Origin of the sequence: Piscinibacter sp. (assembly GCF_047600445.1) — a bacterium.
In the GTDB taxonomy this organism is placed as follows: domain Bacteria; phylum Pseudomonadota; class Gammaproteobacteria; order Burkholderiales; family Burkholderiaceae_C; genus Piscinibacter.
On the sequence record NZ_JASGKT010000002.1, the window covers coordinates 23,207 to 46,552 of the forward strand.

At 72.1% G+C, this 23,346-nt stretch carries 20 protein-coding genes and 1 pseudogene; 10 read left to right on the forward strand and 11 right to left on the reverse strand.

Annotated elements, in window-relative coordinates:
• Window positions 1-19 precede the first annotated feature (19 nt).
• Entirely contained in the window at window positions 20-1,522 is a 1,503-nt protein-coding gene (locus QM792_RS04045) for an AMP nucleosidase (protein ID WP_415147919.1), read from the reverse strand.
• A gap of 179 nt (window positions 1,523-1,701) precedes the next feature.
• Here QM792_RS04045 and QM792_RS04050 point away from each other — a divergent pair, with 179 nt between their 5' ends.
• Window positions 1,702-3,045, forward strand: a complete 1,344-nt coding sequence (locus tag QM792_RS04050) for a D-amino acid dehydrogenase (protein WP_415147920.1) — start codon at window positions 1,702-1,704, stop codon at window positions 3,043-3,045.
• Here the strand turns inward: QM792_RS04050 and QM792_RS04055 are convergent.
• The gene (locus QM792_RS04055; RefSeq protein WP_415147921.1) at window positions 2,972-3,979 is read right to left on the reverse strand and encodes a diacylglycerol/lipid kinase family protein; all 1,008 of its coding nucleotides are present in this window, start codon (window positions 3,977-3,979) and stop codon (window positions 2,972-2,974) included. The genes QM792_RS04050 and QM792_RS04055 overlap by 74 nt on opposite strands.
• Window positions 3,980-4,121: 142 nt before the next feature.
• Here QM792_RS04055 and QM792_RS04060 point away from each other — a divergent pair.
• A pseudogene (locus tag QM792_RS04060) lies at window positions 4,122-4,577 on the forward strand (hypothetical protein); the annotation flags it as partial.
• Window positions 4,578-4,580: 3 nt separating this feature from the next.
• Here QM792_RS04060 and QM792_RS04065 read toward each other — a convergent pair.
• A complete protein-coding gene (locus tag QM792_RS04065) occupies window positions 4,581-5,549 on the reverse strand; it encodes a threo-3-hydroxy-L-aspartate ammonia-lyase (protein ID WP_415147922.1) in 969 nt (322 codons plus the stop codon).
• 38 nt (window positions 5,550-5,587) lie between these two features.
• Between QM792_RS04065 and QM792_RS04070 the strand changes: the two genes are divergently transcribed.
• Complete coding sequence (locus tag QM792_RS04070) at window positions 5,588-7,222, forward strand: MBL fold metallo-hydrolase (RefSeq protein WP_415147923.1); 1,635 nt, start codon at window positions 5,588-5,590, stop codon at window positions 7,220-7,222.
• Window positions 7,223-7,227: 5 nt separating this feature from the next.
• Here the strand turns inward: QM792_RS04070 and QM792_RS04075 are convergent, their stop codons facing one another.
• The 3 genes from QM792_RS04075 to QM792_RS04085 form a co-directional block, all read right to left on the reverse strand.
• On the reverse strand, window positions 7,228-8,415 hold the full coding sequence (locus QM792_RS04075; RefSeq protein WP_415147924.1) for an acetyl-CoA C-acyltransferase family protein: 1,188 nt from the start codon (window positions 8,413-8,415) through the stop codon (window positions 7,228-7,230).
• Between the two features lie 104 nt (window positions 8,416-8,519).
• Entirely contained in the window at window positions 8,520-8,768 is a 249-nt protein-coding gene (locus QM792_RS04080) for a hypothetical protein (RefSeq protein ID WP_415147925.1), read from the reverse strand.
• A gap of 109 nt (window positions 8,769-8,877) precedes the next feature.
• On the reverse strand, window positions 8,878-9,726 hold the full coding sequence (locus QM792_RS04085; RefSeq protein ID WP_415147926.1) for a PPK2 family polyphosphate kinase: 849 nt from the start codon (window positions 9,724-9,726) through the stop codon (window positions 8,878-8,880).
• A 92-nt stretch (window positions 9,727-9,818) separates the two neighbouring features.
• Here QM792_RS04085 and QM792_RS04090 point away from each other — a divergent pair, with 92 nt between their 5' ends.
• Complete coding sequence (locus tag QM792_RS04090; protein WP_415147927.1) at window positions 9,819-10,475, forward strand: hypothetical protein; 657 nt, start codon at window positions 9,819-9,821, stop codon at window positions 10,473-10,475.
• A gap of 8 nt (window positions 10,476-10,483) precedes the next feature.
• Complete coding sequence (locus tag QM792_RS04095) at window positions 10,484-11,254, forward strand: type III pantothenate kinase (protein ID WP_415147928.1); 771 nt, start codon at window positions 10,484-10,486, stop codon at window positions 11,252-11,254.
• A 21-nt stretch (window positions 11,255-11,275) separates the two neighbouring features.
• Here the strand turns inward: QM792_RS04095 and hslU are convergent, their stop codons facing one another.
• From hslU to QM792_RS04120, 5 genes are all read right to left on the reverse strand, one after another.
• Window positions 11,276-12,580: an ATP-dependent protease ATPase subunit HslU gene (gene hslU, locus QM792_RS04100; protein WP_415147929.1), complete on the reverse strand. Its 1,305-nt coding sequence runs from the start codon at window positions 12,578-12,580 to the stop codon at window positions 11,276-11,278.
• Complete coding sequence (gene hslV, locus QM792_RS04105) at window positions 12,577-13,113, reverse strand: ATP-dependent protease subunit HslV (RefSeq protein WP_415151576.1); 537 nt, start codon at window positions 13,111-13,113, stop codon at window positions 12,577-12,579. The genes hslU and hslV overlap by 4 nt, the downstream gene beginning before the upstream one ends.
• 113 nt (window positions 13,114-13,226) lie before the next feature.
• On the reverse strand, window positions 13,227-14,936 hold the full coding sequence (locus QM792_RS04110) for a hypothetical protein (RefSeq protein ID WP_415147930.1): 1,710 nt from the start codon (window positions 14,934-14,936) through the stop codon (window positions 13,227-13,229).
• Between the two features lie 44 nt (window positions 14,937-14,980).
• The gene (dksA, locus tag QM792_RS04115) at window positions 14,981-15,904 is read right to left on the reverse strand and encodes an RNA polymerase-binding protein DksA (protein ID WP_415147931.1); all 924 of its coding nucleotides are present in this window, start codon (window positions 15,902-15,904) and stop codon (window positions 14,981-14,983) included.
• A 129-nt stretch (window positions 15,905-16,033) separates the two neighbouring features.
• Window positions 16,034-17,080 carry a CobW family GTP-binding protein gene (locus QM792_RS04120; RefSeq protein WP_415147932.1) on the reverse strand — a complete coding sequence of 349 codons (1,047 nt, stop codon included), beginning with the start codon at window positions 17,078-17,080 and terminating at the stop codon, window positions 16,034-16,036.
• Between the two features lie 155 nt (window positions 17,081-17,235).
• Here QM792_RS04120 and QM792_RS04125 point away from each other — a divergent pair, with 155 nt between their 5' ends.
• The 5 genes from QM792_RS04125 to gmhB are packed head-to-tail and all read left to right on the forward strand — an operon-like array spanning window position 17,236 to window position 23,345.
• Window positions 17,236-18,132, forward strand: coding sequence for an HlyC/CorC family transporter (locus QM792_RS04125; RefSeq protein WP_415147933.1), 897 nt, complete (start codon window positions 17,236-17,238; stop codon window positions 18,130-18,132).
• Window positions 18,132-19,640, forward strand: coding sequence for an apolipoprotein N-acyltransferase (gene lnt, locus QM792_RS04130; RefSeq protein ID WP_415147934.1), 1,509 nt, complete (start codon window positions 18,132-18,134; stop codon window positions 19,638-19,640). Before QM792_RS04125 ends, lnt begins: the two co-directional genes overlap by 1 nt.
• 30 nt (window positions 19,641-19,670) lie before the next feature.
• Complete coding sequence (glyQ, locus tag QM792_RS04135; RefSeq protein WP_415147935.1) at window positions 19,671-20,591, forward strand: glycine--tRNA ligase subunit alpha; 921 nt, start codon at window positions 19,671-19,673, stop codon at window positions 20,589-20,591.
• A 2-nt stretch (window positions 20,592-20,593) separates the two neighbouring features.
• Window positions 20,594-22,702, forward strand: coding sequence for a glycine--tRNA ligase subunit beta (gene glyS / locus QM792_RS04140; RefSeq protein ID WP_415147936.1), 2,109 nt, complete (start codon window positions 20,594-20,596; stop codon window positions 22,700-22,702).
• A gap of 13 nt (window positions 22,703-22,715) precedes the next feature.
• Window positions 22,716-23,345, forward strand: a complete 630-nt coding sequence (gene gmhB / locus QM792_RS04145; protein ID WP_415147937.1) for a D-glycero-beta-D-manno-heptose 1,7-bisphosphate 7-phosphatase — start codon at window positions 22,716-22,718, stop codon at window positions 23,343-23,345.
• Window position 23,346: the final 1 nt, after the last annotated feature.

Genomic DNA, 23,346 nt, shown 5'->3' on the forward strand with positions numbered 1-23,346 from the left:
CGGTCACGTTCCTGCGTTCTTATTGGAACGCCACCTCCGCGAAGCCGCGCAGCTTGCGGCTGTGCAGCCGGTCGACACCCTGGTCGCGCAGCCGCTCGATGGCGCGGATGCCGATGCGCAGGTGCTGGTCGACGCGCTCGCGGTAGAAGGTGTTGGCCATGCCCGGCAGCTTGATCTCGCCGTGCAGCGGCTTGTCGGACACGCACAGCAGCGTGCCGTAGGGCACCCGGAAGCGGAAGCCGTTGGCGGCGATGGTGGCGCTTTCCATGTCGAGCGCGATCGCGCGGCTCTGGCTGAAGCGCCGCTCCGGCGTGGTCTGCACGTTGCGCGAGGGCAGCAGCTCCCAGTTGCGGTTGTCGGTGGTGGCCACCGTGCCGGTGCGCATCAGGCGCTTGAGCTCGTAGCCCTCGAGCCGGGTGACTTCGGCCACCGCCGACTCGAGCGCCACCTGCACCTCGGCCAGCGGCGGGATCGGCACCCACAGCGGCAGCTCCTCGTCGAGCACGTGGTCCTCGCGCACGTAGCCGTGGGCGAGCACGTAGTCGCCGAGCTGCTGCGTGTTGCGCAGGCCGGCGCAGTGGCCGAGCATGATCCAGGCGTGCGGGCGCAGCACGGCGATGTGGTCGGTGATGGTCTTGGCGTTGCTCGGGCCGACGCCGATGTTGACCATCGTGATGCCGGCGTTGTCGGGCCGCACCAGGTGGTAGGCCGGCATCTGCGGCAGGCGCGGCGGCGCGGCGCCGAGTTCGTCGCCGGGCTGCGCCGGCAGCCCGGCGCGCCGCGTCACCACGTTGCCCGGCTCGACGAAGGCGACGTAGTCCTGCGCCTTCGAGGCGCCGGCCATCGCCTCGTGGCCGAGGCGCACGAACTCGTCGATGTAGAACTGGTAGTTGGTGAACAGCACGAAGTTCTGGAAGTGCTCGGGCATCGTGCCGGTGTAGTGGCGCAGCCGGTGCAGCGAGTAGTCGACGCGCGGCGCGGTGAACAGCGCCAGCGGGTGCGGCTCGCCGCGGCGCGGCTCGTGCGTGCCGTTGGCGATGCCGTCGTCCATCGCGCCGAGGTCGGGCAGGTCGAACACGTCGCGCATGCGCTGGCGCCGCTCGGGGCTCATGCTGCCTTCGACGTGGTCGCCCTCGGCGAACGAGAAGTGCACGGGAATGGGCTGCGTGCCGGTGCCGATCTCCAGCGACACGCCGTGGTTGCGCAGCAGCAGCCGGAACTGGTCGAGGTAGTAGCTGCCGAACAGCTCGGGGCGCGTCAGCGATGTCTCGTAGGTGCCGGGCCCGGCGACGAAGCCGTAGCTCAGGCGCGAGTCGGCGCGCGCCACGGTGTCGGTGTGCACGCGCACGAAGGGGTAGCAGGCGCGTACGTGGGCGCCGACGTCCTCGCCCGCGACGAAACGCTGCAAGGCCTCGCGCAGATGGGCGATGCCGGCGTCGTAGATCGCGCGCACCTGGTCGAGGGCGCGCTGCGGGTCGTCGAAGCGCGAGGGGGCGACGAAGGCGGGCTGGTGGCTGCTCATGGCGGCATTGTGGCGGGCTTTGGCGAACGCCGATCCGGTGCGGATCGGATCCGGCCGGAGTTGCATTCCGCCGCAGAAGATTCGGCGAAATCGCGTGTGGCCGCCGATCTGCCGCGAAAGATTCCAGGCCAGCGCCGATAAGCTCTATCCCCATTGCGGTACACCTCGGGGGCAGCGTCATGAAGGTCATCGTCCTGGGCAGCGGCGTCATCGGCACCACCAGCGCCTGGCACCTGGCGCAAGCCGGCCACGAGGTCACGGTGGTCGACCGGCAGGACGGCGCCGGCAAGGAAACCAGCTACGCCAATGCCGGCGAGGTCTCGCCGGGCTACTCGGCGCCCTGGGCCGGGCCCGGCGTGCCGCTCAAGGCGATCAAGTGGCTGCTGATGCAGCACCGCCCGCTGGTGATCCGCCCGGGCGTCGACATGGCCATGCTGCGCTGGGGCGTGCAGATGCTGCGCAACTGCACCGCCGCGCGCTACGAGGTCAACAAGGGCCGCATGGTGCGCCTGGCCGAATACAGCCGCGACGTGCTGCGCGAGATGCGCGCCGAGCTGGGCCTGGCCTACGACGAACGCTCGCAGGGCACGCTGCAACTGTTCCGCACCCAGAAGCAGCTCGACGGCACCGGCGCCGACATCGAGGTGCTCAAGCGCTACGGCGTGGGGTTCGAGCTGCTGGACCGCGCCGGCTGCATACGCCACGAGCCGGCGCTGGCACGCGTGCAGGAGAAGTTCGTCGGCGGCCTGCTGCTGCCCGGCGACGAGACCGGCGACTGCTTCAAGTTCACGCAGACGCTGGCCGAGCGCGCCGCGCGCGCCGGCGTGAACTTCCTCTACGGCACCGGCGTCGATGGCCTGCGCAGCGAGGGCGGGCGCGTCACCGGCGTGGCCACCACGCGCGGCACGCTCGCCGCCGACGCCTACCTCGTCGCGACGGGCAGCTACTCGCCGCTGCTGCTGGCGCCGCTGGGCATCCGCCTGCCGGTCTACCCGGTCAAGGGCTACTCGATCACCGTGCCGATCACCGACGCGGCCGGCGCGCCCGAATCGACCGTGATGGACGAGACGCACAAGGTGGCGGTGACCCGCCTGGGCGACCGCATCCGCGTCGGCGGCACCGCCGAACTGGCCGGCTACACGCTGGCGCTGCACGAGGCGCGCCGGCGCACGCTGGAGCACGTGGTCGGCGACCTGTTCCCGGCCGGCGGCGACGTGGCGCGCGCCGAGTTCTGGTGCGGCCTGCGCCCGATGACGCCGGACGGCACGCCGATCGTCGGCGCCACGCGGCTGCCCAACCTCTGGCTCGCCACCGGCCACGGCACGCTGGGCTGGACCATGGCCGCGGGCACCGGCCGGCTGATGGCCGACCTGATTTCCGGCCGTGCGCCGGCGATCGACATGGAGGGGCTGTCGGTGGAGCGCTACCCGGACGCCTACCGCGGCGGCCTCACGCCGGCGCGCCCGGCCCGTGCGCCGGCCGATCCGACGCTGCCTCGCGCCGGCGCGGCCGCTTCGCGCTGACCACCTGCACGGCCGCCGCGCGCACGCGCACCTCGAAGCGGCGCAGCGACTGCAGCGGCTCGCCGTCGGCGGCCAGCGGCAGCTCGCGTTCGCTCTCGAACTGCAGCGACTGGAAGGTCCAGGCCTGGATCTTGGCGTGCGGCAGGTGCGTGCCCTCGAGCAGGCGCGGCAGCATGCGCAGCGCGCCGATCCGCCCGAAGGGCCCGGCCAGCAGCAGGTCGAGCCGGCCGTCGCCGATGCGCGCGCCCGGCGCCGCCGGCATGCCGGCGCCGTAGCTGCGCGTGTTCAGCACCGAGGCGAAGATCGCCTCGCCGGCGTAGCACGGCGCGCCGTCGAGCGCGAGCTGGATGCGCTGCGTGCGCAGCGCGGCCAGCTCGGCCAGCGTCGCCCACAGGTAGCGCGGCCGGCCGTCGAGCCAGCGCGGCGCGGCCAGCGCGCGCGCCGCCACCGCGGCGTCGAAGCCGGCGGCGAGGCTGGAGAAGAACGGGATGCGCAGGCGCGGCGTGATCAGCTCGCCGACGTCCATGCGCCGCGTCGGGCCGCGCAGCGCCAGTTCCAGCGCCTTCGGCCAGGCCATGCCGGCCACGCCCAGCGCGCGCGCCGTGTCGTTGCCGCCGCCCAGCGGCACCACGCCCAGCGCGAGGCGGTGCGTCAGCAGCACCGGCAGCATGTGGTGCAGCGTGCCGTCGCCGCCGATCAGCACGACGCGGCTGCTGCGCGGCAGGCATTGCAGCGTGGCGCGCGAGCGCTCGATGCTGTCGGACTCGACCAGCGCGACACCCGGCGCGTAGCTGGCCAGCCACTCGCGCACCGGCTGCGCCAGCGCGGCGCCGCGGCCGCCGGCGGCGCGCGGGTTGAGCAGCACCATGGTCGGGCGCTCCGGCCCGCGGCCCGGGCTGGCGCGGACGGGCGAGGGGCTGGTCGGGGTGGTCATGGTCGCGCCAGCCTAGCGCAACTTTTTCACGCGGCCGTCGCGGGCGCCCGGCGCGCCGCGCAAAATCGCACGCCCGACACCCGGCCCGGTGACATGCCCATGCGCGTCGTCCACAGCCCCGACCATGCCGGCCACGCCGGCCGCCGGCTTCGACGCGCTGCCCTCGGTGTGGCCGGTGCGCGGCTTCCGCGACGACATCGAGCCCGACAATTTCGCGTCGCGGCTGGGCCTGTATTCCTTCGACGCCGGCACGCCGCTGACGGCGGGCACCTGGGCCGCCGCGGGCGGCGCCGAGCGCTGCGCCTTCGCGCTGATGCGCCCGCCGGGCCACCATGCCGGCGCCGACTTCTTCGGCGGCTACTGCTTCCTCAACAACGCCGCGCTGGCGGCGCAGGCGCTGGTGGTGCCGCTGGGCCCGGACACCTTCGAGGGCGACCCGATCTCGGGCTTTCGCCTGAAGAGCGCCGACTGCCCGCGCGTCGGCGCGCGCCTGGCCGTGCTGGCGCTGCCCACGGTGTTCACCTTCGAGGGCGGCTGCGCGGTCGCCGAGGTGGGCGTCAACGCGGTCAACGTGCTGGAAGGCTTCGAGGCCGGCTGAGGCTCAGTCCACCGCCTCGTCGCCGTTCATCAGCGCGACGAAGCGGGCGATGCCGATGTTGCCGCCCGACAGCGTCACGCCGACGCGCCGGCCGGCGAACCGCTCGCGGTGATGCATCAGCGCCGCCAGCGCGCAGGCGCCGGAGGGTTCGAGCACCTGCTTCATGCGCTCGAAGGCGAAGCGCATCGCCTCCACCACCACCGGGTCGGGCACGGTCAGGATGTCCTTCACCTGCGTCTTGATGACCTCGAACGGCTGCCGGCCCACCGCCTGCGTCTGCTGGCCGTCGCAGATGGTGCGCGGCACCTCGATCGTGACGATCTCGCCGCGCGCCAGCGAGAGCTGCATGTCGTTGCCGCGCTCGGGCTCGGCGCCGAACACCTCGATGCCGGGCAGCAGGTGCCTGGCCGCGACCGCGCAGCCGGACAGGAAACCGCCGCCGCCGGCGCAGACGATCAGCGCGTCGAGCGGCCCGGTGTCCTCGATCAGCTCGAGCGCGGCCGTGCCCTGGCCGGCCATCACCGGCAGGTGGTCGAAGGGCGGGATCAGCGCCGCGCCGCGCTCGGCGGTGAGGCGTCGCGCGATCTCGGCGCGATCCTCGCGGTAGCGGTCGTAGACGACCACCTCGGCGCCGTAGCCGCGCGTGGCCGCCAGCTTCAGCGCCGGCGCGTCGTGCGGCATCACGATGGTGGCGCGGCAGCCGTGCAGTCGCGCGGCCAGCGCCACCGCCTGCGCGTGGTTGCCCGACGAGAAGGCCACCACGCCGCGCGCGCGCTCGGCCTCGGACAGCACGGCCACGCTGTTGAAGCCGCCGCGGAACTTGAAGGCGCCCATGCGCTGCAGGTTCTCGGCCTTCATCAGCACGGTGGCGCCGAGCAGCGCGTCCAGCGTGCGCGAGCTGAGCACCGGCGTGCGGTGCGCGATGCCTTTCAGCCGCGCGGCGGCGGCTTCGATCTCGGTGAACTGCAGCATGCGGCCACTGTAGCAAGCGGCTGGCGCTACAGTGCCGCATGACGTCGAACGACACGAACATCAGGCCGCCGCGCGCGGCCGCCACCGTGGTGGTGGTGCGCGACGCGCCGCTGGGCATCGAGGTGCTGCTGATGCGCCGCGCCGAACGCGGCGACCTGAACAGCGGCGCCTGGGTCTTCCCCGGCGGGCTGGTCGACGCGGCCGACCGCGCCGCGCTGCCGTTCTGCCGCGGCGTCGAGCCGGCGGCGGCCGACGCGCGCCTGGGCCTGGCCGAGCACGCGCTCGACTACTGGGCCGCCGCGGTGCGCGAGTGCTTCGAGGAGGCCGGGCTGCTCTATGCACGCGCCGCCGACGGCTCGCCGCTGGTGATCGACGCGGCGCGCCGCGAGCGCCTGGACGCCTGGCGCGGCCCGCTGCAACGCGGCGAACGCTCGCTGGCCGCGCTGTGCCACGAGGAAGGCCTGAGCCTCGCCGTCGACGAACTCGTCTACTTCAGCCACTGGGTCACGCCGCCGGGGCGCGCCAAGCGCTTCGACACGCGCTTCTTCGTCGCGCGCGCGCCGCGCGGCCAGGAGTCCGCGCACGACGACGGCGAACTGGTCGAGCAGCTCTGGATCGCGCCGGCCGCCGCGCTGACACGCGCCGAGCCGCTCAAGCTGATGACCCCGACGCTCAAGACGCTGGAGGCGATCGCGCGCTTCGCCGACGTCGACGCGCTGCTGGCCTGGGCGCGCGCGCCGCGCGCGGTGCCGCTGATCCAGCCGCAGATCGGCACCGGCCGCGAGGGCGTGCGGCCGGTCACGCCCGACGAGCCGGCCTGGGCCGAGCTGAGGCGCCTGGACCCCGAATGCCGCGGCAACTTCTCCTACGAGATCCACCCGGCGGTGCCGGTGCACCTGTCGCCGCGCGTGATCCGCGTCACCGCGCACAACGGCAGCGTGATGACCGGCCCGGGCACCAACACCTATCTCGTCGGCGGCGGGCCGCGCAACGAATGGGCGGTGATCGACCCCGGCCCGGCCGAGGCGGTGCACATAGCCGCCGTCCTCGCCGCCGCGCCGGGCGCCATCCGCTGGATCTTCGCGACCCACACCCACCTCGACCATTCGCCCGGCTGCGCGCTGCTGAAGGCGCGCACCGGCGCCCCGGTGCACGGCCGCGTCGCCGCGCACCCGGAGTGGCAGGACGCGAGCTTCGCGCCCGACGTGCGGCTGGCCGGCGGCGAACGCTTCGCGCTCGACGAGGGCGTGAGCCTGAGCGTGCTGCACACGCCCGGCCACGCCTCCAACCACCTGTGCTACCGGCTGGACGAGGAGAAGACGCTGTTCACCGGTGACCACGTGATGCAGCTCAGCACCGTGGTGATCAACCCTCCGGACGGCGACATGGCCGCCTACCTGGCTTCGCTGCGCGCGCTCGTCGCCGAAGACCTGGACTGGCTCGCGCCCGGCCACGGCTTCCTGATCCCGCAGCCGCGCGCGGCCTTCGAGAAGATCATCGCGCACCGCCTGGCGCGCGAAGCGAAGGTGGCGCAGGCGCTGGACGAGGTGGGCGACGACGAGGCCGCGCTGCTGGCGCGCGTCTATGCCGACGTGCCCGAGCGCATGCACCCGATGGCGCTGCGCTCGCTGCGCGCGCACCTGATCAAGCTGCGCGCGCAGGGGCCCGGCTAGTCAGGTCAGGCCCGCTCGAAGATCGCCGCGATGCCCTGGCCGCCGCCGATGCACATGGTCACCAGTGCATAGCGGCCGTTCACGCGCTGCAGCTCGTACAGCGCCTTGGTGGTGATGATCGCGCCGGTGGCGCCGATCGGGTGGCCCAGCGAGATGCCCGAGCCGTTCGGGTTCACCTTGGCCGGGTCGAGCGCCAGTTCCTTGACCACCGCGCAGGCCTGCGCCGCGAAGGCTTCGTTGGACTCGATCACGTCGAGGTCGCTGATCTTCAGCCCGGCCTTGGCCAGCGCCAGCTTGGTCGCCGGCACCGGGCCGATGCCCATGATGGTCGGCTCGACGCCGGCGTGCGCATAGCTGACCAGGCGCGCCAGCGGCTTCAGGCCGCCCGCCTTGACCGCCTCGGCGCTGGCCAGCACCACCGCGCCGGCGCCGTCGTTGATGCCGCTGGCGTTGCCGGCGGTCACCGCGCCGTCCTTCTTGAAGGCCGCGCGCATCTTGCCCAGCGTCTCCATCGTGGTGCCGGGCTTGACGTGCTCGTCGGTGTCGAAGCTGATGTCGCCCTTCCTGCCGGCGATCACCACCGGCACGATCTGGCTCTTGAAGCGGCCTTCGGCGATCGCCGCGGCGGCGCGGCGGTGGCTCTCCACCGCCAGCTCGTCCATCTGCGCGCGGCTGATGCCGAACTGCTCGCCGACGTTCTCGGCCGTGATGCCCATGTGGATCTTGTGGAAGGGGTCGTGCAGCGCGCCGACCACGAAGTCGAGCATCGGGCTGTCGCCCATGCGCGCGCCCCAGCGCGCCTGCGGTAGCAGGTAGGCGCCGCGGCTCATCGATTCGGCGCCGGCGCCGATCGCGATCTCGCAGTCGCCCAGCAGGATGGCCTGCGATGCCGAGACGATGGCCTGCAGGCCCGAGCCGCACAGCCGGTTGACGTTGAAGGCCGGCGTCTCCTTGGGCAGGCCGGCGTTGACGGCGGCGACGCGGCTCAGGTAGGCGTCGCGCGGCTCGGTGGGCACCACCGTGCCCATCGCGAGGTGGCCGACGCTGGCGGCGGCGGCGCCGCTGCGCTCCAGCGCGGTCTTGACGGCCAGCGTGGCCAGGTCGGCCAGGGGCACGTCTTTCAGCGCACCGCCGAAGGTGCCGATCGCGGTGCGCGCGGCACCGACCACAAATACGTCGCGGGGCAGGGTCATGGTCTCGTCTCCTGTGAGCGTGATGGAATGCCCACAAGGTACGCCCGCCGCGCTACAGCCGGCTTACAGGGCGGCGCCCTCGCCGGCGTTTCCGCGGGGGCGTGTCAGTGCGATGCGCCGGCCGGCAGGCCCGGGTGCAGCGAGCGCAGCAGTTGTCGGGTCTGGCCGAAGCCCACCACCGCCAGCGCCAGCGGCAGCACCACCAGCGCGGCGGCGCCGGCGACCAGCAGCACCGGCAGCAGCAGCGCCAGCAGCAGCGCGGTGGCGAGGTGGCGCCAGCTCGGTCCGGCATGCCGATGGCCGGCACTCGCCGCGGGGGTCGACTGGCCGATGGCAACGAGGTCTTGACGCATGGCAGGCTCTCGGGAAGTTCGAGCCCTCACCTTAGTGGTGTTTTCACCCCCCGAACAAGGGGGTTCCCCCGATTGATTCGTAACAGCATGTTATTTATTCGCGAAGGCGTCATTCGACGCGCAGCTGCGCCAGCTCCGCGCTGCCGGGCGGATAGCGCAGCTTCAGGCCTTCGAGCGTCTTCACGACGGCGCGGCCGATCATCAGGTTGCGGTGCGTTTTCGAGTCCGACGGCACGATGGTCCACGGCGCCCAGGGCGTGCCGGTGGCGGCGATGGCGCGTTCGTAGGCCTGCTGGTAGGCGTCCCACTGCTTGCGCACCTCCAGGTCGCCGGCGGCGAACTTCCAGTGCTTGTTCGGGTCGTCGAGCCGCTCCTGCAGCCGCTGGCGCTGCTCGTCCTTCGAGATGTGCAGCATGAACTTGCACACCACCGTGCCGGTCTCGACCAGCAGCCGCTCGAAGTTGTTGATCTGCTCGTAGCGCCGGCGCGTCTCGTCGGGCGTGATCCAGCCGTTGACCACCGGCACCAGCACGTCCTCGTAGTGGCTGCGGTTGAAGATGACGATCTCGCCCTCGCCCGGCACCTTCTGGTGGATGCGCCACAGGTAGTCGTGCGCGCGCTCCTCGCCGGTCGGCACTTTCCAGCCGACCGCGTGCACGCCCAGCGCGCTGGTCTGGCCGAACACGCCGCGGATCGTGCCGTCCTTGCCGGCGGTGTCGGTGCCTTGCAGCACCACCAGCAGCTTGAAGCGGCGGTCGGCGTAGAACAGGTCCTGCAGGGCGTCGATGCGCGTGGCCAGCGCCGCGACCTGGGCCTTGTCGCGCGGTTTGCTGCCGCTCGAGAAGGGCTTGGCCGCCGGGTCGAAGCGGTCGAGCGCGAAGCGCTTGCCGCCGCTCTTGCCGTTGCCGGCGTCACGGTACTGGAACGCGGACAGCGCGGGGGGCGTCGATCGGGCCATGCGGCCAGTGTATCGGCGCGGGGGTTTGACGGCACAATCGCGCCGGTTGGGAACAAGCACGGCGCGACGACGCCGCGGGTGGAGCAAGCCACTTGGTCACAGGCAACGCACCGATCAAGACGCCGGACGGCCAGGACGAACTGGCCACGCGTGCGCGCCAGTTGAGCCAGCGCCACCGCACCGTGCTGCTGCTGGTCAACGGCCGGCGCACCGAGGAGCAGATCAAGCGCCTGGCCGAGCAGGCCGGCGTGCCGCCGAGTTGCTTCGACGAGCTGATGGACCTGGGCATGATCATGCGGCCCCTGCCGACGCTGCCGATCGAGGCCGCGCCCTACCCGACGCTGCCGCCGCTGTCGGTCGACCTGCCGCTGCCCGAACTGGACCACGAGCCGCCGCTGCCGCCGTCCGGGCCGCTGGTGCCGAACTCGACGCTCAACGGCGAGCTGGGCGCGTACGAGCCCTGGGCGACGGTGGAGACCGACTACTCCGACCTCGGCGACATCGACGGCGCGCTGGAGCAGGCGCGCGACCTGCTGATCCGCGCGGTGCGCACCGATGCACCGGTGGCCGGCTCGCTGACGCTGATGCGGCTGCGCCGCGCGCGCAGCCGCGGCGACCTGCTCGGCCTGCTCGACGAGGTCGGCCAGCGCATCGCGCGGCCGCAGCGCGAGGTCGAGGTCGCGCGGCTGATGCTGCGCGTGCGCCGGCTGATCGGCGCGCCGGCCGATTCGTCGCTGTCCGGTCCCTGAGCCGCGCGATGAGCTTCCTGGCGATCGACGTGGGCAACACGCGCCTGAAATGGGCGCAGTACGCCTCGCCGCAGCCGGGCGCGGCGCTGATCGCGCACGGCGCGGTGTTCCTCGAGACCATCGACCACCTGGCCGACACCGACTGGAAGGGCATCGCGCCGCCATCCAGCATGCTCGGCTGCGTGGTCGCCGGCGAGGGCGTCAAGCGCCGCGTCGAGGAGCAGCTCGAGCTGTGGGACGACCTCGAGCCGCGCTGGGCGGTCTCGACGCGCGAGGCCTGCGGCGTGAGCAACGGCTACGACCACCCCAACCGCCTCGGCGTCGACCGCTGGGTGGCGATGATCGGCGCGCGCCAGCGCGTGCTCGCGCAGGGCGGGCCGCGGCCGGCGCTGGTGGTGATGGTCGGCACCGCGGTGACCGTCGATGCGCTGGATGCGAGCGGTCACTTCATCGGCGGGCTGATCCTGCCCGGCTTCGGGCTGATGCTGCGCGCGCTCGAAATGGGCACCGCCGGCCTCAAGGCGCCGACCGGCGAGGCGGTCGACTTCCCGACCAACACCAGCGATGCGCTGATGAGCGGCGGCGCCGACGCGCTGGCCGGCGCGGTCGAGCGCATGTACCGCAAGCTGCGCCGGCGCTGCGGCGCCGAGCCGGCGCTGCTGATGAGCGGCGGCGCCGCGGTGAAGCTCGCGCCGATCACCGAGCTGCCGTTCGAGACGGTGGACACGCTGATCTTCGACGGGCTGCTGGCCCTGCAGGCGCGCCGCCTCGCGCTCTGACTTCGCCTCCGGGCCGGGGCCTCAGAGGATGTAGCGCGACAGGTCCTCGTTCTTCACCAGCGCCCCGAGCCGCGCCTCGACCATCGCCGCGTCGACGGTGACCGTCGTGCCCGAGCGGTTCGGCGCGTCGAAGCTGATCTCGTCGAGCAGCCGCTCCATCACCGTGGCCAGGCGCCGCGCGCCGATGTTCTCGGTGCGGTCGTTGACCTCGTAGGCGATCTGCGCGATGCGCCGGATCGCGTCCGGCGCCAGCGCCAGCGTCAGGCCCTCGGTGGCCAGCAGCAACTCGTACTGCTTGACCAGGCTGGCGTGCGTCTGCGTCAGGATGGCCTCGAAATCGTCGACCGTCAGCGCGCCCAGCTCGACGCGGATCGGGAAGCGCCCCTGCAGCTCCGGGATCAGGTCGCTCGGCTTGCTCAGGTGGAAGGCGCCCGAGGCGATGAACAGGATGTGGTCGGTCCTGACCATGCCGTACTTGGTGTTGACCGTCGTGCCCTCCACCAGCGGCAGCAGGTCGCGCTGCACGCCCTGGCGCGACACGTCGGCGCCCTGCGCGTTGCCGCGCGCGGCCACCTTGTCGATCTCGTCGATGAAGACGATGCCGTTCTGCTCGGCGTTGGCCACGGCCGCGGTCTTGATCTCCTCGTCGTTGACGAGCTTGCCGGCCTCCTCGTCGATCAGCAGCCGCAGCGCCTCGGCGATCTTGAGCTGGCGCGACTTCTTCGGCGCCTGGCCCATGCCGGCGAACAGGCCCTTGAGCTGCTCGGCCATGTCTTCCATGCCGGCCGGGCTCATGATCTCCAGCGCGGGGCGCGCCTCGGCGAGCTCGATCTGGATCTCCTTGTCGTCCAGAACGCCCTCGCGCAGCCGCTTGCGCATCACCTGGCGCGTGCCGTTGTCGGGCTCCGAGCCGGGCACCAGCGCGTCGAGGATGCGGTCCTCGGCGGCGTCCTCGGCGCGCGCGCGCTGGCGCCGCATCGCGGCCTCGCGCTCCTGCTTGACGGCGATGTCGGCGAGGTCGCGCACGATCGCGTCGACGTCCTTGCCGACGTAGCCCACCTCGGTGAACTTGGTCGCCTCGACCTTGATGAAGGGCGCGTCGGCCAGCTTCGCCAGGCGCCGCGCGATCTCGGTCTTGCCCACGCCGGTGGGGCCGATCATCAGGATGTTCTTCGGCGTGATCTCGGCGCGCATCTTCTCGTCGACCTGCTGGCGCCGCCAGCGGTTGCGCAGCGCGATCGCCACCGCGCGCTTGGCCTCGCGCTGGCCGACGATGTGGCGGTCCAGCTCGGAGACGATCTCCTGCGGGGTCATCGCGCTCTTCATTCCAGGGTCTCGATGGTGTGGTGCTGGTTGGTGTAGATGCACAGGTCGCCGGCGATCTCCAGCGACTTCTTGACGATGTCCTTGGGCGCCATGTCGGTGTGTTCGAGCAGCGCGCGCGCCGCCGCGCTGGCGTAGGCGCCGCCCGAGCCGATCGCGACGATGCCCTGCTCGGGCTCGAGCACGTCGCCGTTGCCGGTGATGATCAGCGAGGCGCTGCGGTCGGCCACCGCGAGCATCGCCTCGAGCCGGCGCAGCACGCGGTCGGTGCGCCAGTCGCGCGTCAGCTCGATGGCGGCGCGCACGAGCTGGCCCTGGTGCTTCTCGAGCTGCGCCTCGAAGCGCTCGAACAGCGTGAAGGCGTCGGCCGTGGCGCCGGCGAAGCCGGCCAGCACCTGGCCGTGGTGCAGCTTGCGCACCTTGCGCGCCGAGGCCTTGACGACGATATTGCCGAGCGTCACCTGGCCGTCGCCGCCGAGCGCGACGACGTCGCCGCGGCGCACGCTGACGATGGTCGTGCCGTGGTAGTTTTCCATCAGACTCATGGTGGCGGCCTACGCAGCGATTTCAAGGGCGAAGGGTCCGGCGCCGGGCCGTCCCAAGCCGGACGGCGCCCCTTGGGGGCAGGAGCGTAGCGACTGGGGGGCTGTCAGACCGAGCGGACCTTCACGCGCGCGTGCTCGTTGATGCCCATCGCGCCGAAGAACAGCGCCACCAGGCGGTGCGCGTCGAGGAACACCACGGTGCGGCCCTCGTTGCGGCGCGCCAGCACCCAGTTGAGCAGGTCGCCGGCGGCGATGAAGTCGACGCGGATCAGCTTGGCGCAACTGATGTTGACGATGGTCGAGCGCCCCAGCTCGGCTTCGAGCTTCTTCAGCGTGGGGCCGATGTCGCCGACGAGCTGGCCCGACAGCTCCAGGCTGGCCACCTGCACGGTGGCGCCCGGGTCCTCGTTGAAGCGCGACTCGATGAAGCTGGTCGACACCTCGCTGACCAGCGACAGCGGCGGCGAGGTGGTGCTGGTGTGCGAGCCGCTGACGCGCACCTCGCAGACCGCCGGCTCCCACGACGGGGGCGACACCTCGTAGGTGACGCAGTAGTCGATCGCCGCCTCGTCGAACTGGTCGGGGCGGTTGGTCATGCGCAGCGCGTCCAGGCGAAGCTGCCAGAAGGCCGGGTCGACGTCGCGCACGCCGGTCGGCGCGGCCTCGGCCAGCACCGCGAACAGCTTCTCGCCGCCGAGCCAGCGCATGTCGAGCTTCTGGCGGATCCAGCTTCGGAACAGCTCGGACAGGCGCGAGGCGGCCTCGGCGTCGAGGCTCTTCAGCGCGCTCCAGTCGAACACCCAGGGCAGCGGCATCTGCAGGCTCTGCGAGGACAGCCGCGCCACCGCGTCGGCGTCGACGAAGTCGGGGCAGACCCAGCCGACCTGGCTGTCCAGGCGGCTGTTGCGCGGCGCGCGTTCGTCGCTGGCGGCCTCGGCCACCAGGCGCGGCAGCGAGAACCACTGCGGCGCCGACCAGCCGAACTGCTGCGCGTAGTCGAGCGCCAGGCTCTCGAACCTGTTCTGCTGGCCGATCGCGCGGTACAGGTCGAACAGCACCAGCCAGGTCTCGGCATGGGCGTGGCGCGGCCCGCCGCTGCCGGTCAGCCCGGACAGCGACTGCTCGCACTGCTCGAAGTCGGCGTTCGCGAAGGCGATCACCGCTTCGTCCAGGTCGGGGTCGTGGGCGACTTCGCTGACCTCGACCGCGAAGGCGTTGCCGAACTCGCCCGCGTCGCCGTCCAGGCTCAGCGGCGACAGCCCGGCGTTCATCACCGCCGCGCTGGGCGCCGGCGCGGCGGCCGGCGGCGCGGGCGGCGCCATCGGGCGGGCGTCGAGCGGCGCGGGCAGCGTGGGCGCGTTGCTGCCCATCGGCGCGGGCTGCGTCGGCGCGTTGAAGAACTCGGGGCCGCGGCGCGGCGCGGCCGGCGCGGGCGCCGCGCCGAAGCCGTCGCCCACCATCTGCTGCTCGATCGCGTCGATCTTGGCCTTGACGCCGGCTTCCTGCTTGGCGCCGCTCTCGGCCACCGACAGCCGGCCCTCGGAGTCGTCGAGCTTGGACGAGCCGCCGAGCGCGGCGAGCTGCTCGGGCGACAGGCCCTCGCGGCGCACCTTGCGCAGCATGTCGAATTCGCGCTTGCGGACGAAGTCGTTGCGCCGCTTGCGCTCGATCATCGCCTTCAGCTCGGACTTGGCGAACTCGTTCTCGCGCTGCTCGTCCTGCGGCAGGCCGACGTCGGCCCACTCCGTGGTCGGGTTGGCCACGAACTTGACGACCTTGCGAAAGAAGCTCGTGGTGTCTTTGGGTTCCGCCATGACGGGTGGGACGCGCCGCGACCGGGCCGCTTCGAAAAGGGGCTTCAGTCGCCGAACATCTTCTGTTTCAGCTCACGCCGCTGTTGGGCTTCGAGGGACAGTGTAGCGGTGGGACGGGCGATGAGCCGCCCGAGGCCGATCGGCTCGCCGGTTTCGTCACAGAAACCGTAGTCGCCGGCGTCGATGCGCCCGAGCGACTGTGAGATCTTCTTCAGCAGCTTGCGCTCGCGGTCGCGCGTGCGCAGCTCGAGCGCGTGTTCTTCCTCGATGGTGGCGCGGTCGGCCGGGTCGGGCACGATGGAGGTGTCCTCGCGCAGGTGCTCGGTGGTCTCGCCGGCGTTGGACAGCAGGTCGTCCTTGAGCGTCTGCAGCTTGTGGCGGAAGAACTCGAGCTGCTTGTCGTTCATGTACTCCGACTCCGGCATCGCCAGCAGTTCGGCTTCGCTCAGGTCGCGGCCGGCCTTGCTCTTCCAGGCGTTGGCCAGCTTGGGGTCGGCCTTCTGCATCGGCTTGGGGGTGTCGAGTCCGAGGTTGTTCATCTGTCGGGTGGGCGGCCGGGGCGGGGCGAACCGGTCGGCGAATCGGGAGGTGGCCGGCGGCAGCGGCGCGGCCACCGGCGGGGGGGCGGGGGTCTTGCTCGAGCGCCGCAGCGGCGCGGGCGCGGCGCTGACGGGCGCCGGCGGTGCGGGCACGGGTGCCGGCGCCGCTGCAACCGGCGTGGCCCTGACGGGCGGGGGCACGCTCTTGATGGGCGTCTTGACGGGGGCCTTGGCGGGTGCCTTGGCCGCTGTCTTGGCAGCCGCCTTGACCGGCGCCTTCGCGGGAGCCTTGGCCGCCGGCTTGGCCGCGGTCTTCGCGGGCGCCTTGGCGGGCGCGGCAGCCTTCTTCGCCGGCGCGGCCTTGGCCGTCGTCTTGGGCTTGCTGGCGGCTTTTTTCGCGCTGGCTTTGCTGGCCGGTGTCTTGCTCAAGAGCGTCTCCTCGCTTCGACGGTCAGGCCCCGTCCGCAAGGCGCGGGCGACGGCTGGGCCCGGTTTCAGGCGCGGCGGATTGTAGCCACATCGAACCCGCCCAAATGCGGCCGATTCGCGTGCCCGATGTCACGTCAGGCACTGCTCCAGCCCCTGCGTGAAAACGTCTTTCGGCAGGTCCAGGCCGATGAACACCATCTTGCTGGTTTTTTTCTCGCCGGGCGCCCATTTCGGGCCCAGGTCGCTGCCCATGAGCTGGTGCACGCCCTGGAAGATCACCTTGCGGTCGCTTCCCTTCATGTTCAGCACGCCCTTGTAGCGCAGCATCTTGGGCCCGTAGACCTGCACGATGGCGCCGAGGAAGTCTTCCAGCTTGGCCGGGTTGAAGGCGCGGTCGGACTTGAAGACGAAGGACTTCACGTCGTCGTCGTGGTGATGGTGGTGCGGGTGGTCACAGTGCTCGCCATGCTCGTGGTCGTGATCATGGTCGTGGTGCTCGTGGCCGTGATCGTGCCCGCCGTCGGCCAGGAAGTCCGGGTCGATGTCGAGCTTGGCGTTCAGGTTGAAGCCGCGCAGGTCGAACACCTCGGCGATCGGCACCGCGCCGAAATGCACCCGGCGCTGCGGGGCGCGCGGGTTCATGCGCTTGATGCGGTGGGCCAGCGCGTCGGCCGTGGCCTCGTCGACCAGGTCGGTCTTGCTGATGAAGATCTGGTCGGCGAAGCCGATCTGGCGGCGCGCCTCCTGGCGCGTGTCGAGCTGGCCTTCCGCGTGCTTGGCGTCCACCAGCGTCAGGATCGAGTCGAGCAGGAAGCTCTCGGCGATCTCGTCGTCCATGAAGAAGGTCTGCGCCACCGGGCCGGGGTCGGCCAGGCCGGTGGTCTCGATCACCACGCGGTCGAAGTCGAGCTCGCCCTTGCGCTTCTTCGCGGCCAGGTCCGACAGCGTCGAGCGCAGATCCTCGCGGATCGTGCAGCACACGCAGCCGTTGTTGAGCTGGATGATCTGCTCCTCGCTGTCGCGCACCAGGATGTCGCTGTCGATGTCCTCGTCGCCGAACTCGTTCTCGATCACCGCGATCTTCTGGCCGTGCGCCTCGGTGAGCACGCGCTTGAGCAGGGTGGTCTTGCCCGAGCCCAGGAAGCCGGTGAGGATGGTGGCGGGAATCAGAGCCATGACGGAAAAACCTCGGGAGGGGCGAAGCGCCCCGGTTGGGGGGCCGTGACTGTGGTTCAAGGGGTGCGGCCTGTCAAGCAGCCGGCGTGCCGGCCGTCGTGGCGCATGCGGTAAGCTTCGGCCCGTCCCAGCTCCACCCGCCTCGCGCCCGCGCGATGTCCGACCCCCATCCAGCGCGCCCGCTGCGCCCCGGCGAGCGCGGCGCGCCCCCCGGCGCCGAAAGGCGCACGCTGTTCCGCAAGCTGGTCGAGTTCGTCTCGCCCGGCCCCGATTCGCGCGACGAGCTGATCTCCACGCTGGCCGACGCCGAGAACCGCGAGCTGATCGCGCCCGAGTCGCGCGTGATGCTCGAAGGCGTGCTGCGCATGGCCGACCTGACCGCCGGCGACGTGATGGTGGCCGCGCCGCGCATGGACCTGCTGGACATCGACGCGCCCTACGAGGAAGTGCTGCACACGGTGATCGGCACCGGCCACTCGCGCTTCCCGGTCTACGAGGGCCGCCGCGAGAACATCCTGGGCATCCTGATGGCCAAGGATCTGCTGAAGCTGCAGCGCGCCCCCGAGCTGAACCTGCGCACGCTGCTGCGCCCGGCGGTGTTCGTGCCCGAATCGAAGGGCCTGAACGAGCTGCTGCGCGACTTCCGCTCGAACCGCAACCACCTGGCGATCGTGATCGACGAGTTCGGCAGCACCGCCGGGCTGATCACCATCGAGGACGTGCTCGAGGAGATCGTCGGCGAGATCGAGGACGAATTCGACGAGAAGGACGGCGAATCGGGCGTCTACACGCTGGCCGACGGCAGCCAGCGCGTGGCCGGCGACGCGGCCATCGAGGCCGTCAACGAAGCCTTCGGCACGCACTTCCCGGCCGAGGCGTTCGACACCATCGGCGGGCTGGTGGCGCACGAGCTGGGCCACGTGCCGCGGCGCGGCGAGGCGGCGCGGGTCGGGCCGCTGCGCTTCACCGTGATGCTGACGCGCGGCGGCGCGGTGCGCTGGTTCAAGGTGACGCGAGCGCCCGACGAGGCGGCGGCCGGCGACGGCGCCTGATGCGCGGCCGCAACTGGCCCTGGCCGCTGGAAGTCCTGCTCGCGCTGGCGCTCGGCGCGCTGCAGACCCTGGCCTACGTCGACACCTCGCTGTGGTGGCTGCAGCTCGCCTGCATCGGCCTGCTGGCGGCGCGCGCCAGCCGCGCCGCGCCGCGCGGGGCCGCCGCGCTCGGCGCCGCCTACGGCACCGCCTGGGTGGCCGCCGGCACCTGGTGGCTCTATATCAGCATGCACCGCTACGGCGGCCTGCCGGCGTGGATGGCCGCCGCCGCCGTGCTGGCGCTGGCCGCCTTGCTGTCGCTGTACCTGGCCGCGGCGCTGGCGGCCTTCGCGCGCTGGCGCAGCGGCCGGCCGCTGGCCGACGCGTTGCTGTTCGCCGCCGTCTGGCTGCTGGCCGAGCTGGCGCGCGGCGTGCTGTTCACCGGCTTTCCCTGGGTGGCGGCGGGTTATGCCCAGCTCGACGGCCCGCTGGCCGCCTGGGCGCCCTGGCTGGGCGTCTACGGCATCGGCGCGCTGGCGGCCTTCGCCGCCGCGCTGCTCGCGCTGCGGCCGGAGCGCACGCCGCTCGGCTGGCTGCGCGGCGTGGGGCTGCCGGTGCTGGTCGTGCTCGGGCCCTGGCTGGCCGGGGTGCCCGAGTTCACGCGGCCGACCGGCACGCTCGCGGTGACGCTGCTGCAAGGCAACATCCCGCAGGACGAGAAGTTCGAGGCCACCCACCAGGCCGCCGCGCTCGAATGGCACGTGCAGGCGCTGGGCGCCGCGAGCGGCGACCTGGTGGTCGCGCCCGAGACGGCCATCCCCTTCCTGCCGCAGCAGATGCCCGAGGGGCTGTGGAGCGGCCTCGAACAGCGCTTCGGCCAGGGGCCGACGGCGGCGCTGATCGGCGTGCCGCTGGGCGACGAGCGCGCCGGCTACACCAACTCCGCGGCCGGCTTCGCCGCCGGCCAGGCGCCGTACCGCTACGACAAGCAGCACCTGGTGCCCTTCGGCGAGTTCATCCCGCCGCTGTTCCGCTGGTTCACCGAGCTGATGAACATCCCGCTGGGCGACTTCAACCGCGGCCCGCTGCTCGCGCCGTCCTTCGTCGTCAAGGGCGAGCGCGTCGCGCCGAACATCTGCTACGAGGACTTGTTCGGCGAGGAACTGGCGGCACGCTTCCGCGATGCCGAGGGCGCGCCCACGCTGCTGGCCAACCTGAGCAACATCGGCTGGTTCGGCCAGACCATCGCGGTGACGCAGCACCTGAACATCTCGCGCATGCGCAGCCTGGAGCTGCAGCGGACTATGCTGCGCGCCACCAACACCGGCGCGACGGTGGCGATCGACCACCACGGTGTCGTCACGCACGCGCTGGCGCCGCACACCCGCGGCGTGCTGCACGCCAGCGTGCGGGGGCGCGCCGGCAACACGCCGTTCGCGGCCTGGGCGTCGCGCTTCGGGCTGTGGCCGCTGTTCGTGCTGGCGCTGGTGCCGCTGGGCTGGGCGGCCCGGCGCGGGGCGCGCCCCTAAAATCGCCGGTCCACCCGCGTGGCCCGACCGATGCTCACCTTCCAGCAAATCATCCTCCGACTGCAAGACTACTGGGCCGCCCAGGGCTGCGCGCTGCTGCAGCCCTACGACATGGAGGTCGGCGCGGGCACCAGCCACACGGCCACCTTCCTGCGCGCGATCGGCCCCGAGCCCTGGAAGGCCGCCTACGTGCAGCCCAGCCGCCGGCCCAAGGACGGCCGCTACGGCCAGAACCCGAACCGCCTGCAGCACTATTACCAGTACCAGGTGGTGCTCAAGCCGGCGCCGGCCGACATCCTCGACCTGTACCTCGGCTCGCTGGAAGCGCTGGGCTTCGACCTCAAGGTCAACGACATCCGCTTCGTCGAGGACGATTGGGAGAACCCGACGCTGGGCTGCTGGGGCCTGGGCTGGGAGGTCTGGCTCAACGGCATGGAGGTGACGCAGTTCACCTACTTCCAGGAAGTCGGCGGCATCCGCTGCAAGCCGATCACCGGCGAGATCACCTACGGGCTGGAGCGGCTGGCGATGTACCTGCAAGGCGTCGACAAGGTCTACGACCTGCAATGGACCGACGGCCTGACCTATGGCGACGTGTACCACCAGAACGAAGTCGAGCAGAGCACCTACAACTTCGAGCACAGCGACGTCGAGTTCCTGCTCGCCGCCTTCGCGGCGCACGAGAAGCAGAGCAAACACCTGATGGAGCAGCAGCTCGCGCTGCCGGCCTACGAGCAGTTGCTCAAGGCCGCGCACAGCTTCAACCTGCTGGATGCGCGCGGCGCGATCAGCGTGACCGAGCGCGCCGCCTACATCGGCCGCATCCGCACGCTGGCGCGCGCGGTGGCGCAGAGTTACCTCGACAGCCGCGCGCGGCTGGGCTTCCCGATGGCGCCGCCGGCCTGGGGCGAGGAAGTCGCCGCGCAGCTCGCGCAGAAGAAGGCGGCCTGAGCATGACGAGCACCGCCAAGAGCCTGCTCGTCGAGCTGTTCGTCGAGGAACTGCCGCCGAAGTCGCTGAAGAAGCTGGGCGAGGCCTTCGCCGCCGCGATCGCCGCCGGCCTGCGCGCGCAGGGGCTGGCGGGCGAGCAGTCGGCCGTCACGCCGTTCGCCTCGCCGCGCCGCCTGGCGGTGCACGTGTCGGCGGTGCAGGCGCGCGCCGCCGACCGCCAGGTGTCGGTCAAGCTGATGCCGGTGGCGGTGGGCCTGGACGCCGACGGCCAGCCCACGCCGGCGCTGCTGAAGAAGCTCGCCGCCGTGGGCGCCGACGCCTCCGCGCTGCCGCGCCTGGCGCGCCGCGTCGACGGCAAGGCCGAGGTGCTGTTCCTCGAAGGCACGGCCGAGGGCGTGTCGCTCGCCGAGGGTTTGCAGAAGGCGCTGGCCGACGCGCTGGCCGCGCTGCCGATCCCCAAGGTGATGCAGTACCAGCTCGCCGACGGCTGGACCAGCGTGAACTTCGTGCGCCCGGCGCACGGCCTGGTGGCGCTGCACGGCGCCGACGTGGTGCCTGTCGGCGTGCTCGGCCTGGAGGCCGGCCGCCAGACGCGCGGCCACCGCTTCGAGGCGCAGATGGACCCGGTGGCGCTGCTCGACGCCGACCACTACGCGCGCCAGCTCGAAGAACAGGGCGGCGTGATCCCCGGCTTCGCGGCGCGCCAGGGCGAGCTGGTGCGCCAGTTGCAGGCCGCGGCGGCGCGCGAGGGGCTGGAGCCCATCCACGACGAGGCGCTGCTCGACGAGGTTACCGCGCTGATCGAGCGGCCCAACGTGCTGCTGGCGCGCTTCGAGCCGGAGTTCCTCGCCGTGCCGCAGGAATGCCTGATCCTGACGATGAAGGCCAACCAGAAGTACTTCCCGCTGCTCGACGCCGACGGCCGGCTGACCAACAAGTTCCTCGTCGTCAGCAACATCCGCCCCGAGGACGCGAGCCGCGTCGTCGGCGGCAACGAGCGCGTGGTGCGCCCGCGCCTGGCCGACGCCAAGTTCTTCTTCGACCAGGACCGCAGGAAGACGCTCGCCTCGCGCGTCGAGGGCCTGGCCAAGGTGGTCTACCACGCCAAGCTGGGCTCGATGGGCGAGCGTGTCGAGCGCGTGCGCCGCATCGCCGCGCAGATCGGCGAGGCGCTCGGCGGCGCGGCGCTGGCGGCGCAGGCCGAGCAGGCGGCGCGGCTCGCCAAGGCCGACCTGCTGACCGACATGGTCGGCGAGTTCCCCGAGCTGCAAGGCATCATGGGCGGCTACTACGCGCGCCACGACGGCCTGTCCGACGACATCGCCTTCGCGATCGAAGACCACTACAAGCCGCGCTTCGCCGGCGACGCGCTGCCGCGCAACGCCGCCGGCCTGGCGTTGGCGCTGGCCGACAAGCTGGAGACGCTGGCCGGCCTGTTCGGCATCGGCCAGGTGCCCAGCGGCGACAAGGACCCGTTCGCGCTGCGCCGCCACGCGCTCGGCCTGATCCGCATGCTGATCGAGCGCGAGCTGCCGCTGGAGCCGGCGCACCTCGTCTCGATCGCCTTCGCGGCCTTCCCGCCCACGCACGGCCAGGCGCAGGCCGAGCTGCAGTACTTCCTGCGCGAGCGCCTGGTCGGCTACCTGCGCGAAGCCGGGCACGCGGTGCAGGACGTCGAGGCGGTGATCGAGGCGCGCCCGCCGCGCTGGGCCGACTTCCCCAAGCGCCTGGACGCCGTGCGCGCCTTCAAGGCACTGCCCGAGGCCGAGGCGCTGGCCGCGGCCAACAAGCGCGTCGGCAACATCCTGAAGAAGAGCGAGGCGGACGTCGCGCCGCGCACCGACGCGGCGCTGTTCGCCGAGCCGGCCGAGCGCGCGCTGGCCGATGCGCTCGAAGCGGTGGCGCCGCGCTCGGCGCGGGCCTTCGAGGCCGGCGACTACACCGCCTCGCTGCAGGCGCTGGCGGCCCTGAAGGCGCCGGTCGACGCCTTCTTCGACGGCGTGATGGTCAACGCCGAGGATGCGCGGCTGCGCGCCAACCGCCTCGGCCTGCTGGCGCGGCTGCACGAGGCGATGAACCGCGTGGCCGACCTGTCCATGCTGGCGGCCTGAGCGCGTCGATCCGATGGCATCGAGTCACCACGGCCACGCGATGAAGCTCGTCATCCTCGACCGCGACGGCATCATCAACGAGGATCGCGACGACTACGTCAAGTCGCCCGAGGAATGGCAGCCGATCGACGGCGCGCTGGAGGCGATCGCGCGGCTCAACCACGACGGCTGGCACACCGTGGTGGCGACCAACCAGTCGGGCATCGGTCGCGGCCTGTTCGACATGGCCGCGCTCAACGCGGTGCACCTGAAGATGCACCAGATGCTCGCGGCGCAGGGCGGCCGCCTCGACGCGGTGTTCTTCTGCCCGCATGCCGCCGACGAGCACTGCGCCTGCCGCAAGCCGCTGCCCGGGCTGTTCCACCAGATCGGCGAGCGCTTCGCGCTCGACCTGCGCGAGGTGCCGGTGGTGGGCGATTCGCTGCGCGACCTGCAGGCGGGCATCGCCGCCGGCTGCGAGCCGCACCTGGTGCGCAGCGGCAAGGCCGCGCCCGGGCGCATGGACGACGCGCAGCTCGCCGCGCTGCTCGCGCAGGTGCCGGGCACGCAGGTGCACGCCAACCTCGACGCTTTCGCCGACTGGCTGGTGGCGCACGGCCGCGCCGCGCCGCCGCGCCGGCCGGCGGGCAGGAGCGAGGCGTGAC

Excerpts from the sequence above, each read along its gene's own strand:
- lnt (WP_415147934.1), top strand. The coding sequence starts at position 18,132 with ATGCGCGGCCGCAACTGGCCCTGGCCGCTGGAAGTCCTGCTCGCGCTG.
- QM792_RS04065 (WP_415147922.1), bottom strand. The coding sequence starts at position 5,549 with ATGCTGCAGTTCACCGAGATCGAAGCCGCCGCCGCGCGGCTGAAAGGC.
- QM792_RS04120 (WP_415147932.1), bottom strand. The coding sequence starts at position 17,080 with ATGGCTCTGATTCCCGCCACCATCCTCACCGGCTTCCTGGGCTCGGGC.
- QM792_RS04080 (WP_415147925.1), bottom strand. The coding sequence starts at position 8,768 with ATGCGTCAAGACCTCGTTGCCATCGGCCAGTCGACCCCCGCGGCGAGT.
- gmhB (WP_415147937.1), top strand. The coding sequence starts at position 22,716 with ATGGCATCGAGTCACCACGGCCACGCGATGAAGCTCGTCATCCTCGAC.
- glyQ (WP_415147935.1), top strand. The coding sequence starts at position 19,671 with ATGCTCACCTTCCAGCAAATCATCCTCCGACTGCAAGACTACTGGGCC.
- QM792_RS04070 (WP_415147923.1), top strand. The coding sequence starts at position 5,588 with ATGACGTCGAACGACACGAACATCAGGCCGCCGCGCGCGGCCGCCACC.
- QM792_RS04075 (WP_415147924.1), bottom strand. The coding sequence starts at position 8,415 with ATGACCCTGCCCCGCGACGTATTTGTGGTCGGTGCCGCGCGCACCGCG.
- QM792_RS04045 (WP_415147919.1), bottom strand. The coding sequence starts at position 1,522 with ATGAGCAGCCACCAGCCCGCCTTCGTCGCCCCCTCGCGCTTCGACGAC.
- QM792_RS04085 (WP_415147926.1), bottom strand. The coding sequence starts at position 9,726 with ATGGCCCGATCGACGCCCCCCGCGCTGTCCGCGTTCCAGTACCGTGAC.
- QM792_RS04125 (WP_415147933.1), top strand. The coding sequence starts at position 17,236 with ATGTCCGACCCCCATCCAGCGCGCCCGCTGCGCCCCGGCGAGCGCGGC.
- QM792_RS04055 (WP_415147921.1), bottom strand. The coding sequence starts at position 3,979 with ATGACCACCCCGACCAGCCCCTCGCCCGTCCGCGCCAGCCCGGGCCGC.
- QM792_RS04110 (WP_415147930.1), bottom strand. The coding sequence starts at position 14,936 with ATGGCGGAACCCAAAGACACCACGAGCTTCTTTCGCAAGGTCGTCAAG.
- hslU (WP_415147929.1), bottom strand. The coding sequence starts at position 12,580 with ATGAAGAGCGCGATGACCCCGCAGGAGATCGTCTCCGAGCTGGACCGC.
- glyS (WP_415147936.1), top strand. The coding sequence starts at position 20,594 with ATGACGAGCACCGCCAAGAGCCTGCTCGTCGAGCTGTTCGTCGAGGAA.
- QM792_RS04050 (WP_415147920.1), top strand. The coding sequence starts at position 1,702 with ATGAAGGTCATCGTCCTGGGCAGCGGCGTCATCGGCACCACCAGCGCC.
- hslV (WP_415151576.1), bottom strand. The coding sequence starts at position 13,113 with ATGGAAAACTACCACGGCACGACCATCGTCAGCGTGCGCCGCGGCGAC.
- QM792_RS04095 (WP_415147928.1), top strand. The coding sequence starts at position 10,484 with ATGAGCTTCCTGGCGATCGACGTGGGCAACACGCGCCTGAAATGGGCG.